18 protein-coding genes are annotated in these 16,883 nt (G+C 57.5%); 8 read left to right on the top strand and 10 right to left on the bottom strand.

Annotation, left to right across the window (positions count from 1 at the left end):
- Nucleotides 1–89: 89 nt before the first annotated feature.
- Nucleotides 90–3,176 carry a S10 family serine carboxypeptidase-like protein gene (locus J2X72_RS07290; RefSeq protein ID WP_310070184.1) on the top strand — a complete coding sequence of 1,029 codons (3,087 nt, stop codon included), beginning with the start codon at nt 90–92 and terminating at the stop codon, nt 3,174–3,176.
- A 10-nt stretch (nt 3,177–3,186) separates the two neighbouring features.
- Nucleotides 3,187–3,606, top strand: a complete 420-nt coding sequence (locus J2X72_RS07285) for a hypothetical protein (RefSeq protein ID WP_310070183.1) — start codon at nt 3,187–3,189, stop codon at nt 3,604–3,606.
- A 7-nt stretch (nt 3,607–3,613) separates the two neighbouring features.
- On the opposite strand, the gene J2X72_RS07280 is transcribed toward J2X72_RS07285, so the two are convergent.
- Nucleotides 3,614–4,678 carry an LLM class flavin-dependent oxidoreductase gene (locus J2X72_RS07280; RefSeq protein ID WP_310070180.1) on the bottom strand — a complete coding sequence of 355 codons (1,065 nt, stop codon included), beginning with the start codon at nt 4,676–4,678 and terminating at the stop codon, nt 3,614–3,616.
- Between the two features lie 332 nt (nt 4,679–5,010).
- The gene (locus J2X72_RS07275) at nt 5,011–5,652 is read right to left on the bottom strand and encodes an NAD(P)-dependent oxidoreductase (RefSeq protein ID WP_310070178.1); all 642 of its coding nucleotides are present in this window, start codon (nt 5,650–5,652) and stop codon (nt 5,011–5,013) included.
- A gap of 181 nt (nt 5,653–5,833) precedes the next feature.
- Here J2X72_RS07275 and J2X72_RS07270 point away from each other — a divergent pair, with 181 nt between their 5' ends.
- Nucleotides 5,834–6,265, top strand: a complete 432-nt coding sequence (locus J2X72_RS07270; protein ID WP_310070177.1) for a helix-turn-helix domain-containing protein — start codon at nt 5,834–5,836, stop codon at nt 6,263–6,265.
- Between the two features lie 160 nt (nt 6,266–6,425).
- Nucleotides 6,426–6,617 (top strand): DUF3008 family protein, encoded by a 192-nt coding sequence (locus J2X72_RS07265; RefSeq protein ID WP_112528379.1) that lies wholly within the window; start codon nt 6,426–6,428, stop codon nt 6,615–6,617.
- A gap of 23 nt (nt 6,618–6,640) precedes the next feature.
- On the opposite strand, the gene J2X72_RS07260 is transcribed toward J2X72_RS07265, so the two are convergent.
- Complete coding sequence (locus J2X72_RS07260) at nt 6,641–7,648, bottom strand: extensin family protein (protein ID WP_310070174.1); 1,008 nt, start codon at nt 7,646–7,648, stop codon at nt 6,641–6,643.
- Between the two features lie 322 nt (nt 7,649–7,970).
- Between J2X72_RS07260 and rpsD the strand changes: the two genes are divergently transcribed.
- From rpsD to ttcA, 3 genes are all read left to right on the top strand, one after another.
- A complete protein-coding gene (gene rpsD / locus J2X72_RS07255) occupies nt 7,971–8,588 on the top strand; it encodes a 30S ribosomal protein S4 (RefSeq protein WP_112528375.1) in 618 nt (205 codons plus the stop codon).
- A gap of 74 nt (nt 8,589–8,662) precedes the next feature.
- Nucleotides 8,663–9,592 (top strand): glutaminase, encoded by a 930-nt coding sequence (locus J2X72_RS07250; RefSeq protein ID WP_310070169.1) that lies wholly within the window; start codon nt 8,663–8,665, stop codon nt 9,590–9,592.
- Between the two features lie 120 nt (nt 9,593–9,712).
- Nucleotides 9,713–10,555: a tRNA 2-thiocytidine(32) synthetase TtcA gene (ttcA, locus tag J2X72_RS07245; protein WP_310070166.1), complete on the top strand. Its 843-nt coding sequence runs from the start codon at nt 9,713–9,715 to the stop codon at nt 10,553–10,555.
- 16 nt (nt 10,556–10,571) lie between these two features.
- Here ttcA and J2X72_RS07240 read toward each other — a convergent pair whose 3' ends face one another.
- The 7 genes from J2X72_RS07240 to purL form a co-directional block, all read right to left on the bottom strand.
- Nucleotides 10,572–10,820, bottom strand: coding sequence for a hypothetical protein (locus J2X72_RS07240; protein WP_210001212.1), 249 nt, complete (start codon nt 10,818–10,820; stop codon nt 10,572–10,574).
- A gap of 115 nt (nt 10,821–10,935) precedes the next feature.
- A complete protein-coding gene (locus tag J2X72_RS07235; RefSeq protein WP_210001698.1) occupies nt 10,936–12,141 on the bottom strand; it encodes a multidrug effflux MFS transporter in 1,206 nt (401 codons plus the stop codon).
- Between the two features lie 156 nt (nt 12,142–12,297).
- Nucleotides 12,298–12,630 carry a Grx4 family monothiol glutaredoxin gene (gene grxD / locus J2X72_RS07230; protein ID WP_112528367.1) on the bottom strand — a complete coding sequence of 111 codons (333 nt, stop codon included), beginning with the start codon at nt 12,628–12,630 and terminating at the stop codon, nt 12,298–12,300.
- A gap of 170 nt (nt 12,631–12,800) precedes the next feature.
- Nucleotides 12,801–13,097, bottom strand: coding sequence for an addiction module antidote protein (locus J2X72_RS07225; RefSeq protein ID WP_210001213.1), 297 nt, complete (start codon nt 13,095–13,097; stop codon nt 12,801–12,803).
- Entirely contained in the window at nt 13,090–13,374 is a 285-nt protein-coding gene (locus tag J2X72_RS07220) for a type II toxin-antitoxin system RelE/ParE family toxin (protein WP_310070162.1), read from the bottom strand. The genes J2X72_RS07225 and J2X72_RS07220 overlap by 8 nt, the downstream gene beginning before the upstream one ends.
- A 66-nt stretch (nt 13,375–13,440) precedes the next feature.
- On the bottom strand, nt 13,441–13,674 hold the full coding sequence (locus J2X72_RS07215; RefSeq protein WP_099998651.1) for a BolA/IbaG family iron-sulfur metabolism protein: 234 nt from the start codon (nt 13,672–13,674) through the stop codon (nt 13,441–13,443).
- Nucleotides 13,675–13,686: 12 nt separating this feature from the next.
- Nucleotides 13,687–15,918, bottom strand: coding sequence for a phosphoribosylformylglycinamidine synthase subunit PurL (purL, locus tag J2X72_RS07210; protein WP_210001217.1), 2,232 nt, complete (start codon nt 15,916–15,918; stop codon nt 13,687–13,689).
- Nucleotides 15,919–16,107: 189 nt separating this feature from the next.
- Here purL and J2X72_RS07205 point away from each other — a divergent pair, with 189 nt between their 5' ends.
- Entirely contained in the window at nt 16,108–16,875 is a 768-nt protein-coding gene (locus J2X72_RS07205) for an SDR family oxidoreductase (protein WP_310070154.1), read from the top strand.
- Nucleotides 16,876–16,883 lie beyond the last annotated feature (8 nt).

Genomic DNA, 16,883 nt, shown 5'->3' with positions numbered 1-16,883 from the left:
AAAAAATAGACAAATTGCGACTAACGTCGAATTGACCCCGCAACTTGCCGCCGCCAAAAGTTGCTTTTTGAGTTTTTCAGAGAGCACTTATGAATTTTCGCTATTTATTGCTTGCGGCCGCCCTTGGCCTTTCCGCCTGTAACGGCTCGGACTCTTCGACGAAGAACAACGAAACAGAGGGCACCTTTTCTGATCTGGCCAATGCAAAGGCCGAATTGGTCAAAGTGAATGCACAAAAGGACGCGGGAGAAAAAGATGTCGCGGCCCTGGAAGCCAGGCAGAAAGAGCTGAGATCAGCCATTGGGAGTGCCACGGCTGAACTCGACCGGCTGCAGGGTGGGGACGGAAAGGGCGGCGAAATCTCCGCTCAGAAAGCCCGTCTTGCAGAGCTGGCTAAGGAGGCGGAAGGCAAGGCAGCAGAGATCAAGACGGCAAAAGAAACATTGGCGCGGCTGGGCAGCCTTGAAGACAAGAGCGGCGAGATCGGCCTTGCCAAAGCAGCGTATGACAAGCTCGTCCTGGATGCAGCGGCGACAGTGGAAGAGCTCAAAAAGGCAACGGAAAAGCTCACGCGGCTTGCAGGTGAAGAAAGCGATGGCGGCGAGGGCGGCGAGATCAAGGCGGCCAAAGAAAGGCTTGCTGACCTCCAGAGCAAAATCGATGATGCCAACAACAAACTCAAGTCTGCGCAGGATTCCCTCGAAATATTGAACGGCAAGGGCGAAGGCTCGATTTTTGCCGCACAGGAGAAACTCAAGAAGCTGACGGGAGATGGCGCCGACCCAGGCGAGATTGCCAAGGCAACCAAAGAACGCGACGATCTGCAGGAGGCGGCCCGCAAGGCAAATGACGATCTTGTTGCAGCAAGGCAGAAACTCGCCACGTTGCAGGGGGACGATGGCAAGGGCGGTGAAATTGCCGACGCGGAGCGCAAGCTGCTCGATGTCACGAAAGAAATCAAGACTACTGGTGAAATGCTGAAAGCAGCGCGCGAAGCCTTGAACAAGCTGCAGGGCGAGAATGGCGATGGGGGCGACATTGCAGCGGCCCGCAAGACTCTCGAAACCCTCTCCGATGAAATCCTAACGGCACAAGACAAACTGGCAGCGGCGCAGGAGGCTTGGAAAAAGCTTGCGGGCGAAGACGGCAAGGGCGGCGATATCGCTGCCGAGCAGAAAAAGCTCGACGATCTGATCAAGCTGGCAGCTGACAAGGCAGAGGAGATCAAAAAGGCGGGCCTTGAACTCGAGCGGATCAAGCTGGACGGCAAGGCTATAACGGATGAGGCGACGCTCGATGCAGCACGAATTCGGTCAGAGGCCCTATTTGACGCCGGGCGCTATGTCGAGGCGGCAAACCTGTTGAAAAAGGTTGGCCTTGCCAGCGAGGCCGCCAGTCTGATCGACAAGGCAGCCGGGCTCCTGACTGCCGCGGGCAAGCTCGAAGAGGCTTATATGCTTTACGCGCCGGACAACCATCCCATCGAAGACAGCAATCCCTATGGCGACGATCCAAACGGGTCAGTAGCATTTGACAAGGTCGACGAGACGCCTTCGGTCAAGCGTCATTCGATGCAGCTCGGCGGCAAGACGGTGTGGTTCACCGCCAAGGCCGGTCATCTCATCGCCTATGGCCAGAAGGACAAGAACAATCCTGATGCCAAGCGCGATCCGCAAGCTGCAGTCTTCTATATGAGTTATACCCGCGATGACCTGCCAAAGGAGGGGCGCCCTGTGACCTTCTTCTTCAACGGCGGCCCGGGCGAATCTTCGATTTGGCTGCATCTCGGTGCTTGGGCACCGTGGCGCCTTAAGGTTGACGCGCCCAATGTTCCGGCTGATGCCTCAGCTCATGCTCCCGAGAGCTACCCCTTTATCGGCAATCCGGAAACGCTGCTCGACAAATCGGATCTCGTCTTTGTCGATCCTGTCGGGACCGGTTATTCGCAAGCCATCTCCTCGGACGTCAAAAACCACATCAACAAGGATTTTTGGGGCGTCGATGCAGACGCCAAAGTCATGCGCGATTTCATCACCGGCTACATCAATGCGAACAACCGCCAAAGCTCACCGAAATATCTTTATGGCGAATCCTATGGCGGCGGCATTCGCGTGCCGGTTTTGACCAGACTACTGGCCGATGCCGGCACCACGGGCTTCGAGGAGGATAAGTCGGGCAAGCCCCCGGTCGTGCTGACAGGGTCCATCCTCCATTCGCCCATTCTGAACTATGCAACAAATTGCCGGGCTGGTGATACCTCCGCGTCATGCGCCGGCTTTCTGCCAACATATATCCTGACCGGTGCTTATTTCGAAGAGTCCGACACGCGAACAATGGCCGACCGCGCAGATGAGGCGCGGACGTTCACAAAAACAAAACACATACCGGCGATCGCGCAGTTTCGCAGCGGCAGCACAGGCTGGGACGCATTCAAGACCACGGAGGATGGCAAGGCATATCTGTCTGAAATAGCCCGGTTGACCCATGTTTCCGCTGTAGAAATACCTTCGCTTAATCCGAAGAAGGTAGTTGATAAGATCAAGAACTATTGGGCGGTGTACCCCAACATGGATATCGGCCGTGTGGAGCCGGACCGCAAGGGTGCACTTGGTTATATGAACTTTCTGAAACCGGGTATGAGCTATAACATCTATGATACCCGCATGCTTGTCCAAGGCGCGGTCAAGTATGATTTCGAATATTCTGAAGACATTGCGTTCAAGGCGGAAATGGCGACATTTCTGCCGGACTATCTGAACTATAAAAACAACGCCCGCTATGTCGCTTCTGCAGAACTGACCAGCTCTAATTGGTCATGGGATTGGGGCAGCAACCGGGGCGGAGGAGCCAAAATCACGGCGGAAACACTTTCCGACCTTGGGCTGGCGATCAACTATGCCCCAGAGCTTAAACTGATGGTCACCCATGGGTATTTCGATGCTGCGACTCCGTTCTTTCAAACGGAGCTCGATCTCGACAAGGTGGTCAAAGTGAACGGAGCGGACGTCAAGCTATCCGACCGGATCCCGGTCCACGACTTCGAGGGCGGTCATATGATCTACTACGTCGAAAAGGAGCGTCCGGCCTTGAAGAAAACCATGGACGATTTCTACGACGCGCCGCCCTATACCCCGCCAGCCGTCCCTCCGGTGCAAAAATCGGCGGCTCTCCAGTGAGATGAATACTATGAGAAAAATATTGCAAGCTGCTGTTATTCTGATCTTTTTCAGCACATCGATGGCCGTCGCAATGCCGGCTTCCGGCATGGGACAGTTGCATGCCGGCGCTGTCGTCCTGGTCAGGGACAGGATGGGTTCGCCGCCGATCGATCCGAACCTGCCGCCCGTAACCGGCGCATCGATCAATGCCGAGATCAACGCCGAACTTGCGGCGCGCTTTGCGGAAGCTGCCGGTACTTCCTCCGGATTGCTGACAGCCAGCCAAGCGAAGAATGCAAGCTGGGGCTATGTCGCCGATCATTTTGCGGCCATCGATCGTGATCATGACGGCTATGTCAAATTACGCGATGTCCTGGATTTCATGCAGGGCGGGTCGGCCAGCAGGCAATTCCCTGCCGGGTCGGCGGGGGTCCAGATCGTGGAGTGAAGGCTTCTCAGGCCGTCGCTGCCGCCGCCGTTTTCGCCACTCCGCCAAGTTCCTTCCTGATCACCGGGGCGACCTTCGTGCCATAAAGCTCGATGGCCTTCAGCGTGTTCACGTGCGGCAGGCTGCCGAGGTCGATCTGCAACATGAAGCGGTCGTGCTGGAAATAGCTGTGCTGCAGCATGATCTTGTCGATGATTTCCCGCGCTGAGCCGACCAATAGCGCGCCACGCGGTGTCCGCCCGGCTTCGTATTGGGCGCGACTGCTCGGCGGCCAGCCGCGCTCGCGACCGATCTTGTTCATCACCACCTCGTAGGACGGCCAGTATTCGTCAGACGCGGCCTGCGAAGTCTCTGCGATATAGCCATGCGAATTGATGCTGACTTTCAGCGTTTCTGGCGCATGTCCTGCCTTGGCTCCCGACTGGCGATAAAGGTCCACCAGCGGCGCAAAACGATGCGGTTCGCCGCCGATGATCGCCACGGCGAGCGGCAGGCCGAGCGTTCCGGCGCGGACCACCGATGCCGGTGTGCCGCCGACCGCGATCCACACGGGCAGTGGATCCTGCAGCGGACGCGGGTAAACGGCGAGATTGTCGATCGGCGCGCGAAAATTGCCGCTCCATGTCACGCGTTCGCTGGCGCGCAGTTTCAGCAGCAGGTCGAGTTTTTCGGCAAACAGCTCGTCGTAATCGTTGAGGTCATAGCCGAACAGCGGAAAGGATTCGATGAACGAGCCACGTCCGGCCATGATTTCGGCGCGGCCGGAGGAGATCAGGTCGAGCGTCGCATATTCCTGGAAAACCCGTACCGGATCGTCGGAGCTCAGCACCGTTACGGCGCTGGTCAGCCGGATGTTCTTTGTCCGCGAGGCGCCCGCCGCCAATGCGATAGCTGGGGTCGAGATGACGAAGTCAGGCCGGTGATGTTCGCCGATTCCGAACACATCGAGCCCGACCTCATCGGCGAGCACCATCTCCTCGATGAGGTTCTGCATGCGCTGGTGCGCGCTGATGGCGACGCCCGTCGCGGGATCGGGGCTCATCCCTGCAAATGTATAGATGCCGAGTTCCATGGTCATACCTTGCGTTGAACTGTGCTGCATAGTTAAGCGCAGGATGACGCCATGGGAAGAACGCACGTTGCAGTTGCCAAGGCACCAAAAGGAAACCGGGTTGGGAGATGAGTTTGCTGTGCGTGGTTCGACAAGCTCACCATGAGGGAGGTAGGCGCATTCCGAGAGAGCTAGCAAGGCGCAGCTCTTCAGTTTCCGACTCTCTTGAAACGCAACCTCCCTCATGGTGAGCTTGTCGAACCACGCACAGCAGCGGACCGTCTCTCCATTCTGGAACGGAACTGTTTCCATCCAGGCATGAAAGGGTCTAAACCCGGGAGACGACCGTCACCTCAATACCCCACGGTAAAACGCTCTCTGCTGTGCTTCGGCGATTCTGCCTCATCTACAATCGCCACGGCGAGGTCGCTGGCGCTGATGGCGCTGTTGCCATCGGCGTCAAACACCGGATTGTCCTTGCCAAGCCGGTATTTGCCGGTGCGGGGGCCGGGTGCCAGATGGAAGGGTGGCGAGACGAAACTCCAGTCGAGGTCGCTCTCACCGCGCAGATCGTTCAGGGCTTGGCGTGCACCCAAGGCGCCTTCCTTGTATTCGGCGGGAAAACCTTCGCCATCGACAAATTGCGTGCCATCGGGCGCATAAAGGCTGCCCGCACCACCGATCACGATCAGCCGGTTGATCCCCGCTCGCTTCGTTGCCTCGGTGATCGATTTGCTGGCTGCGATATGGATTGCCTTGATGTCCGGGTTGGTCCAGCCGGGATTATAGGCGGAAATGACGATGTCATGGCCCTTGAGTTTGGCTGCGAGGTCGGAGGTGTTGGTTGCATCGGCTTCGACGGCTGTGACACCCTTCAGCTTTTCCACCTTGTCCGGGCTGCGCACCAGCGCAGTCACGCTATTGCCGCGCGCCACGGCTTCCCTCAGAATCTCGCTGCCAACAAAGCCAGTAGCGCCGATCAACGCAATTTTCATGACATGCTCCTCTGATGCAGCTACGCATCGTTTTACGGTTACTAATAATAACCATGTATGCTAGAAACATGGCGGAGAGAAGTACGCACTTTTTCCGTTTCAGGGCACATGGAAGTAACCGCATGAGGAAAAGCGGGAACCGGTGTTCCGTCCAGATGAAGAAACAGACGACGAGGCAGATATGAGTATTCACACGAAGACCGAGGGCAAGACACCACTGCTTGAATCGATGCCAGCCATGCAATCGGACGGTGCAGGCGGATGCCCGATGCGCGAGGTGCTGGATATTGTCGGCGACTCCTGGAGCCTCTTGACGCTGATCAACCTGCAGTCCGGACCGCGCAGGTTCAACGTGCTCCGCCGCATGATAGAAGGCATTTCCCAGCGCATGCTTACGGTGACGTTACGCTCGCTCGAGCGCGACGGTCTCGTCAGCCGTACAGTCAAGCCGACATCGCCGCCGGAAGTGACCTACGCCTTGACCGATATCGGTCATTCGATTGCCGTTCCGGTGGGGGCGCTCGGCGAATGGGCGGCTGCCAACCGCGATCACCTGCGCGCTGCGCGCAAGGCGTTCGACGAGGCACGCGCGGATCTGGTCGTAAATTCATGAATTTGGTAGAAATGGCGCCTTGAATGGCTGGTTGACAGCCTCGATGCCGACGATCTCCGACACGAGAAGAGATAATCTGCATGAACGTTTGAGTTGGCTGGAACCCCCATCCGCCGGTTGCGTTTCTTCACCTGTGCAACATTTCTCAGGGAGAATGACGATGCCTGCAAAATCCCAGGCCCAGCAGAAGGCAGCCGGTGCGGCGTTGTCCGCCAAGCGCGGCCAGACCAAGAAGAGCGAACTCAAGGGCGCTTCCAAGGGGATGTATGAATCGATGAGCGAAAAGCAGCTTGAGGAGTTCGCGGAAACCGACCGCAAGAACCTTCCGAAGAAGAAGTCAACCAAACACTAGTTCAAATGCTGTGGGCGCGGATCTCACTGGCAGATGCGCGCCTCACATTTTCTTCCATGACAGCCGAGATCTAGATGCAGGTTGCCCTGATGGGCAGCATCGCCGTCCGGACCGATCACCGTCATGAAGCGGTCGCAACTCACCTTTTGCAGCGCGCGCCAGAATGCCTGTTCTTCCGGCTTCCCCCGCCAGCCTGAACCAAGTTCCGTCGTCTTGCCGTTCTTGAACTTGAAGGACACGATATCGACGGCGTTGGCGAAGGCGTGCTCCGAGACGCGGCCCTTGTGCCCATTGTTGACCTTGCGGCACTGATAGTCGGAACCGGTAGTGATGCTTTCGATCTCTGCACCAAAATTCGCCTGTGCATCTTTTTGCACCTCAACGACCCACGTCGCCAATGATCCTGCCATCGCGCAATTCGTGGTGATCGGCGCTGCCAGTTTCACCGGGTTATCCTTGCCAATGGCCGTGATCTTCAACGGCGAACGCTCACCGCACATTCCCTCGGACAAGGGTGAAATGAGTTCGCCCTTGACTTCGCCGTTCATCAGGGCAGGGCAGGCATTCTGATAGACCCGATCGGGCGAGACCGAAGGATCCGCCTTCTCCACACTTTCCTCATGATCAGGCTTGTCGTTCGCATCCTGCTTGGGCAGCGGGTTCGGGCCGAGTTGTTCGGCCGGCTTTGGCGGCTCCTTTGGCTTCTCGGCGGTGGCTTCCGGAGCCGGCTTCTGCTCAGGAACGGGCGTCGTTTGCGGATCCGCCTTCTGGATTTCGCCGGCAGGCTTTTCCTCGGGCTTTGGCGCTTCCCGCGCGACCGCATCGCGTGGATTGTCCTGCGGCAATGGCGGAACGACCGGCAAGGGAACGGCTGGTACACTCGGGGGACGAACAACTTTTACCCGGTGCCCACGTCTGTGCCGCGCGTCCGCATCGTCGCTGGAACTGATAAGGACTGTGCTTGCAATGATGGCTGTGAGGGATAGAAGGACGAATGTCGAGCAACGCGATTGCCGCGAGAATAGGGTCATTACCGGCTCTACTCCTGTTGAGCGTCCACCCTAACGTTTCAAATGTGGCATCGGTTTCAAATTATATGATCCGCTGAAACATGCGGCCTGGGCGCTACTGAGCGGGAATACCAACTTGACATCATGAAAGCTTCACACTAGAAGCCACCCCAGCGCAGGGCTTGTAAGAGCTCTGCGTTTCATTTGACGTGTCCCGTGAGTGATCTCGCAAAGCGTGCGTGGGTCATTCTGTCAGTCTTCGAAAACGGAAGGCAGAGGAGGGCGCGTTTCCTTGAACCCGGGTCTTAAGGCTCGAGGTTTGGTTTGTTTGAAAGGAAATGCGATGAGCAAGCGCGAATCGTCCAAGTATAAAATCGACCGCCGTCTCGGCGAAAACATCTGGGGCCGTCCGAAGTCCCCGGTCAACCGTCGTGAATATGGCCCCGGCCAGCACGGCCAGCGCCGCAAGAGCAAGCTCTCCGATTTCGGTGTGCAGCTGCGCGCAAAGCAGAAGCTCAAGGGCTTCTACGGCGACATTTCGGAAAAGCAGTTCCGCAAGACCTATGAGGAAGCCGCTCGCCGCAAGGGCGATACCGGTGAACAACTCATCGGCTTGCTCGAGTCGCGTCTGGATGCGATCGTGTACCGCGCCAAGTTCGTTCCGACGATCTTCGCAGCGCGTCAGTTCGTCAACCACGGCCATGTCAACGTCAACGGCCGTCGCACAAACATCCAGTCCTACATCTGCAAGGCTGGCGATGTGATCGAAGTGCGCGAAAAGTCGAAGCAGCTCGTGATCGTTCTGGAAGCCGTTCAGCTGGCTGAACGCGATGTTCCTGAATATCTCGAAGTCGATCACAACAAGATGGTTGCCAAGTACAACCGCGTTCCGGCCTTCTCCGATGTGCCTTACGCCGTACAGATGGAACCGAACCTGGTTGTCGAATTCTATTCGCGTTAATCGGTATTGAGTTTTAAAAGAAGCCGCCGGAGAAATCCTGGCGGCTTTTTTGTTTTCCCAATCGGAGCCTAGTAATGGCTGATCTTCAGGATGTCGTCGACAGCGTCTATCGCGATCTTTCCAGCCGCATCGGCGAGGGCAAGCTTGCCGACTATATTCCGGAACTCGCAACCGTCGATCCGAAGCAGTTCGGCATCGCGCTGGTCACTGTCGACGGGCAGATCCACGTGGCAGGCGACGCCGAGACGGCATTCTCGATCCAGAGCATCTCGAAGGTCTTCACGCTGACGCTTGCGCTCGGCAAGATCGGCGACGGTCTATGGAAACGCGTCGGACGCGAACCCTCGGGCAATCCCTTCAATTCCATCGTCCAGCTCGAGCAGGAAAAGGGCAAGCCGCGCAATCCCTTCATCAATGCCGGAGCGATTGCGGTCGCCGATGTGGTTCTGGCTGGCCATCTGCCCAAGGAGGCGATCGGAGAGATCGTGCAGTTCATTCGCCAACTCGCCGATGATGAAACCATCGCCATCGATCAAAACGTCGCCCGCTCGGAGACGCAGACCGGGTACCGCAATGTGGCGCTCGCGAATTTCATGAAAGCCTTCCGCAATCTCGATCACCCGGTCGAACACGTCCTCGGCGTCTATTTCCATCACTGCGCGATCGCCATGTCGTGCCACCAACTTGCGCACGCCGGGCTCTATCTCGCCTCGGCCGGGCGTAATCCGCTCAATGGCGGCAGTGTGGTTTCGGCAAGCCGCGCCCGCCGTATCAATGCGCTCATGCTGATGTGTGGCCACTATGACGGCTCGGGCGATTTTGCCTATCGTGTCGGCCTGCCGGGCAAGAGCGGTGTTGGTGGAGGCATCCTGGCCATTGCCCCGGGCAAGGCGTCCATCGCGGTCTGGTCACCGGGGCTGAACGAGGTCGGCAATTCGCAGCTCGGCTCGGCGGCCCTGGAACTTCTGGCGCAGCGCACCGGCTGGTCCGTGTTCGGGCAATAAGCAATTCCAGGAAAAGTGGGAACCGGCTTTACCAATCGGAATTGCGGCTAGAGCGGAAAGTCCGATAGCGCTTGCGCTGCCGTTGTTTGCAATGCAATGAAAGCGCCATGAGGTGTTCACATGACCATTCATGACCAGGAATTGACCGACGCTGCCGGTTGCCATCCGATGTTTCTCGGCGTGCCATCCGGTGTGGAGTTCAACAAGTTGCGCAAGCGGCTGTTACGCAACACGCGGCAGGCGCTCGAAGATTTCACCATGGTCAAGCCGGGTGAGCGCTGGCTCGTCGGGCTTTCCGGCGGCAAGGATTCCTACGGCCTGCTTGCGCTGCTGCTTGATCTCAAATGGCGTGGTCTGCTGCCGGTGGAACTCCTCGCCTGCAATCTCGATCAGGGCCAGCCGAATTTCCCCAAGCATATCTTGCCTGATTTTCTGAAGGCAAACGGCATCGCGCATCGCATCGAATACAAGGACACCTATTCGATCGTCACCGAGAAGGTGCCGGAGAGCCAGACCTATTGTTCGCTCTGCTCCCGGCTCAGGCGCGGTCATCTTTACCGCGTGGCGCGGGAGGAGGGCTGCTCGGCGCTGGTGCTCGGCCATCATCGCGAGGATATCCTCGAAACCTTCCTGATGAACCTTTTCCATGGCGGACGCCTTGCTGCGATGCCGCCCAAACTGCTCAATGACGAGGGCGATCTCATGCTGTTGCGGCCGCTGAGCTACTGCGCCGAGGACGATCTGGAGAAATTTGCCGCGGCCATGCAGTTCCCGATCATTCCGTGCGACCTGTGCGGCAGTCAAGACGGGCTGCAGCGCAACATGATGAAGGCAATGCTGGCCGATATCGAAAAGCGTATGCCGGGCCGCAAGGAGATCATGATCCGAGCGCTCGCAAACACGCGCCCGAGCCACCTTTTGGATCGCAGGATTTTTGATTTCGCCGGGCTGACGGCCGGTTAAATCAGCGCTTTTTCGATCAGGGGAACAATTTTACGATGGCCGCGATGGCAATCGTCGCCACGGATGTTCCGAAGAAAAATATAGCTATCCGTACCGTAAGACGAAGCGTCAGCAGCTCCAGAGCAGTATCCAGATCAGATTTCGTTACCAGTTCGGGCATGATGAAATCCCTCGCGGCTTCAGCTTGCGCCATGGCATGGGCGGGACTAAATCCGCCCTGTTCCAAACGTATCGCATAACCCAGAGTATCGAATGAAAATTTCATAGTCGGCCCTTCAAGATACGCGGATGTTAGGCGACAGATTGGACCTCAGCAATTCAACCAAAGTGGCACATGAAAATCGCGTAATGCCATTTCGCTCAGATGTATGAGTTCCGGCCTAGATCGGCTTGTTGTGTGGCTGGAACAATTTTCCTCTTTCAGCGATCAACACGAACACCAGCCCGATCAGCGACAGCACGAAGAACCCCGTGACCAAGGGCAGAGTCGTGCCGTTGTATGCCTGGCCAATCACAGCGCCAATGACGCCGCCGCCAGCGGTACCCATGAAACCAAGCACAGACGAGGCGGTGCCGGCCACGTGTCCAAGCGGCTCCATAGCCAGCGAATTGAAGTTGGAGCCGATCCAGCCAAACTGGAACATCGCCAGCGAAAACAGCAGGAGATAGAGCACGAATGGTGTCGGCTGCGGCCCGAACAGCGTCAGCAGCAGCCACAGGCCATTGATCGTCATGAAAGCAAGCAGCGCTCCGTGCGACAGGCGGCGCATGCCGAAGCGGCCGACGAAGCGCGAATTCATGAACGAAGAAAATGACATGGTGATAGCAACGACGGAGAAAGCCAGCGGGAACCACACGCCGAGATGATAAATCTCGACATAGATCTGCTGTGCCGAATTGATGAAGCCGAACATCGCGCCGAAGATGAACGCACTTGCCAGTGCGTAGCAAAATGCGACGCGGTTGGTCAGCACGATCTTGAATGCACGGGCAACCGACACGATGGTGAATGGACGCCGGTCGGTGGGATCCATCGTCTCCGGCAGGCGCAGATACATCCAGATCGCGACCGATGTTGCCATCAGCGCCATGAAGATGAAGATCAGCCGCCAGTCACCGAACAGCATGACGATCTGACCCGTGCCGGGCGCGATGACCGGAACGATCATGAACACCATCATGATCAGCGACATGGCTTCGGCCATCTGCCGGCCGCCATAAACGTCACGCACGATCGAAATGGCAATGACACGGGTGGCAGCGGAGCCTATGCCCTGCAGTGCCCGGAAGAACAGCAGTGCGCCGAAGCTCGGGACGAAGACACACGCCATTGCTGAAGCGATATAAATGGCCAGGCCGCAGAAAATCGGCACCTTGCGGCCAAAGCGATCCGATAGCGGGCCGAAGAACAGCTGCGCCACCGAGAAGCCGAGCAAATAAGCCGAAATCACATATTGCCGATGGTTTTCACTGCTGATGCCAAGCGCTGCACCGATCTGCTGCAAAGCCGGCAGCATGACATCGATAGCCATGGAATTGACCGCCATCAACATCGCCATCAGGCCGATGAATTCGACTTTACCCATTCCCTGGAGGCGTGAGGGAGTGGTATTGGCAGAGGCATCCATTTCCGAGTGCTTTCTGGATTTGAACAACAAACAAAGACAAAGGCGTCGGAACGGCCGACGCCTTTAACATGAAGATTCCGGATGCGACCGGAACCAATTGCAATTAAAGCGTAATCAGGCGGCCTTGGTGGCGACGCCCTTTTCGCTGAGGAGAGCCTGCAATTCACCCGCCTGGAACATTTCACGGATGATATCGCAACCGCCGACAAATTCACCCTTCACATAAAGCTGCGGGATAGTCGGCCAGTTGGAATAGTCCTTGATACCTTGGCGCAGTTCGTTGGAAGAAAGAATGTTCACGCCTTTATAGTCGACACCGACATAGTCTAGGATCTGAACGACCTGACCGGAAAATCCGCATTGCGGAAAGCCCGGGGTGCCCTTCATGAAAAGCACGACGTCGTTGCTCTTGACTTCGTTATCGATGAATTCGTTGATACCGCTCATTTAAGGTTCCTTTCGCGGCCGCGAGGGAGGAATCACGGCCAGAAAACGCTTTGAGGTCAATCTTACCTCAATTCTTTGCCCAAAAAAAGCACGATGGGCGCGTGAACGCAAGTAACTTGTCCGTAGTAGATGGTACGTTGTGCGTGGTTCGACAACCTATAAAGAGATTTTCATGCCGCTGCTTCATCTTGTCTCGGAGCCAAATGGAATCCCATTGCTTTCAGGACAGCCACCGTTGTTTCCAGTGTGGGATTTCCGGTTTCGCTCAAGCATTTGTAGAGATGCTCGCGTGCCAATCCTGTTTGGCTGGCAATCTTGCTCATGCCTTTTGCACGTGCCACGACGCCCAGAGCTGCTGCAATAAGCTTTGCGTCATCGGTTGCCATTGCTTCGGTCAGGAATATTTCCACAGCCTCATCGGAATCGAGCATTTCTGCGGGATCGAAATCGTAGAACTTCTCAGCCATTGTCATCTTTCCATTCGGCAGCGATTTGCTTGGCCATTCCGATGTCTTTTTCTTGAGTGCTTTTGTCGCCGCCACACAAAAGCAGGATAATCAGATCACCGCGCCGCTGAAAATAAACACGATAGCCAGGACCGTGGTGAACCCGAAGTTCGCTGATACCCGCGCCGACCGGTGCAACGTCACCAGCATTTCCTCCCAGTAAACGTTGCAGTCGCAAAGCGATCAGGGACTTATTTTGCCACCTTTTGAAGGTATCGGACTGTTTAAATGCCGACATCGCAACATGTAAGTTAAAAATTACAAACTGTCAAATGGATTGGTATTGTAAATAGATGGTGGCCAGTTATTCCGGCGCGCTGGTCTGCAAGGCGAGAGCGTGCAATACGCCGCCCATATTGCCCTTCAGCGCATCATAGACCATCTGGTGCTGCTGAACGCGTGACTTGCCGCGAAAGCTTTCCGCCACGACCTCGGCGGCATAATGGTCGCCATCGCCCGCCAGATCGCGGATGGTGACTTTCGCATCCGGGATGGCGTCTCGAATCATTTTTTCGATGTCGCGCGCGTCCATTGCCATGTCGTTCTCTCCTCAGGCGGCCTGTGTTTCTTCGTCCGCCTGACCACTCATATAGTCAGGGAACCACGATTCGTGGGCTTTTTTCAGGTCCTCAACAGATATGGAGAGCAGGCGTCCAATCGTCAATGCGTTGCCGCCGACTGTACCAAGGTTACGGAATGGAACGCCGGAACCTTCCGCGTTGAGCATGACGAGTTTTGCTAGGTCAGGGGCAACGGCCAAGACGTAGCGGCCCTGGTCCTCGCCGAACAACAGCGCATGCGGCGCGGTTTCGCCGATTTCCACATTCGCACCCTTGCCGGAGGCCATGCACATCTCGCTCAAGGCTATCGCAAGGCCGCCATCGGAAAGGTCATGGCAGGCGGTCACCTGGCCGTTGCGGATGGCAGAGCGGATGAAGTCGCCATTGCGCTTCTCGATGCCGAGATCGACGCTGGGAGCAGGGCCGTCTGCCCGTCCATGCAGATCGCGAAGATAGATCGACTGGCCAAGATGTGTACCATCGCCGCCTACGAGGATGAGCACATCGCCGTCGCGCATGCCGCCGATCTTGGCCGTCTTGCTCCAGTCCGGGATGAGCCCAACGCCTGCGATAGTCGGGGTTGGCAGAATCGCCTGGCCATTGGTCTCGTTGTAGAGCGAAACATTGCCCGACACGATCGGGAAGGCCAGCGCGCGGCAGGCATCACCGATGCCGCCAATTGCTTTCACCAGCTGGCCCATGATCTCGGGACGTTCCGGATTGCCGAAATTGAGATTGTCCGTAGCCGCGAGCGGTTCAGCGCCAACGGCAGTCAGGTTGCGCCAGCATTCGGCGACCGCCTGCTTGCCGCCTTCATAAGGATCCGCCTCGCAATAACGCGGCGTCACATCGGACGAAAAGGCGAGAGCCTTGCTGTGATGGCCATCGACACGCACCACACCGGCGTCTCCGCCCGGTACCTGCAGGGAGTTGCCCTGGATCAGCGTGTCATATTGCTCGTAGACCCAGCGGCGCGATGAAAGGTCGGGCGAGTTGAGCATTTGCAGCAGCGCCGCGCCATAGTCCTCGACCTCGGGTACATTGGCGGCAGGTAGCGGGGCGTGCTTGCCCGGCTCCATCCAGGGCCGGTCATATTCCGGAGCCTGATCGCCGAGATCCTTGATCGGCAGATTGGCGACTTCTTCGCCGTCATGCAGCACGCGAAAACGCAGATCGTCTGTCGTATAGCCGACGATGGCGAAATCCAGCCCCCATTTCTTGAAGATGCCTTCGGCCTCTTCCTCTTTTTCCGGGCGCAGCACCATGAGCATGCGCTCCTGGCTTTCGGACAGCATCATTTCGTAGGCGGTCATGCGCTCTTCGCGCACCGGCACGGAGTTGAGATCAAGTTCGATCCCGAGATTGCCCTTGGCGCCCATTTCCACTGCCGAGCAGGTGAGACCGGCTGCACCCATGTCCTGGATGGCGATGACAGCGCCGGAGGCCATCAGCTCCAGCGAGGCCTCGAGCAGGCATTTTTCGGTAAAGGGGTCGCCAACTTGTACGGTGGGGCGCTTCTCCTCGATGGATTCGTCAAATTCGGCCGACGCCATGGTTGCGCCGCCAACGCCGTCGCGTCCGGTCTTGGCACCGAGATAGACGACGGGCAGGCCTACGCCCTTGGCCTCGGACAGGAAGATCGCATCGGTCTTGGCAAGGCCCGCTGCAAACGCATTGACCAGGATATTGCCGTTATAGCGCGCGTCGAAATTGACCTCGCCGCCCACCGTCGGCACGCCGAACGAATTGCCATAGCCGCCCACGCCCTCGACCACGCCGGAAACAAGATGCCGTGTCTTGGGGTGCGACGGTTCGCCAAAGCGCAGGGCGTTCATTGCCGCGATCGGCCGTGCGCCCATTGTGAACACATCGCGCAGGATACCGCCGACGCCGGTCGCCGCACCCTGGTACGGCTCGATATAGGACGGGTGGTTGTGGCTCTCCATCTTGAAGACCACGCAATCGCCATCGCCGATATCGACGACACCGGCGTTTTCACCCGGCCCCTGTATGACCTGGGGCCCCGTGGTCGGCAGCGTGCGCAGCCACTTTTTCGAAGATTTGTAGGAGCAATGCTCGTTCCACATGGCGGAAAAGATGCCAAGTTCGGTAAAGCTCGGCTCGCGCCCGATCAGATCGAGGATGCGCTGATATTCGTCCGGCTTCAGCCCGTGTGAAGCCACGAGTTCCGGCGTGATCTTGACAGTATTGGAAATGGTCATGGGTCCTGGAATATCCATACATGGGAGAGCTTTTGGCCTTCTTTAGCTTATGTAGTCCTGCGGCGCGATAGGAAAAAGGACTGAATCAACAGAGAGGGTCGCAGCTCGGGGGATGGGGCGCTTGTCCGAGCCAGCCGCCCGGCGTAACGTCACTCTTACAAGCAACAATACGGTTTCAAGGGGATTGAAATGGCGGGAAGGCTGGCAGGCAAGGTGGCAATCGTTTCTGGCGGAGCCACAGGCATGGGTGGTGCGGCATCGAAACTCTTCGCTGCGGAGGGCGCGACAGTGGCGATCGTCGACCGCAATGAGCAGGCGGCGGCTGCCACCGTCGCGGAAATCACTGCTGCCGGAGGGGTCGCCAGCTATTTTGTCGCCGACGTTTCAGACGAGGGACAGGTGCAAAAGGCCGTTGCCGGCGCTGCGGACAGATACGGCCATGTCACTGTTCTCTTTAATCATGCGGGCACCATCGTCATCAAGCCTTTCCTCGAAACGACGGTTCAAGAGTGGGATTGGCTGCACGCGGTCAATGTCCGCTCCATGTATCTGATGACGCGGGCCGTCATCCCGCACATGATCGATGCCGGCGGCGGTTCGATCGTCTGCACCTCGTCCATTTCGGCCGTGGCGGCAACGCCGATGGAAGTTCTCTACGATACGACCAAGGGTGCCTGTCATATGTTTGCACGAGCCATCGCGGTCGAGTTTCGCGACCGCAACATTCGCTGCAACGCGGTCTGCCCCGGCTTTATTCGCACACCGCACGGCTTGCGCGAGGTGGATGAATTGCAAAAGCAAGGGGTGGATGTCTCCGACGAGGCCATGATCGCAGCGCAGGGGCGCATTGGCGAGCCGGAAGAGGTGGCGCGTGCCGCGCTTTTCCTTGCCAGCGACGAGGCGAGCTTCATCACCGGCACGCACCTGTTTGTCGATAATGGATTCACGGCAATTTGAACAAAGCG

This window comes from Phyllobacterium sp. 1468 (assembly GCF_031455525.1).
In the GTDB taxonomy this organism is placed as follows: domain Bacteria; phylum Pseudomonadota; class Alphaproteobacteria; order Rhizobiales; family Rhizobiaceae; genus Phyllobacterium.
Note: the sequence above shows the minus strand (reverse complement) of the source record. Positions and strands in the feature narration are given on the sequence as shown.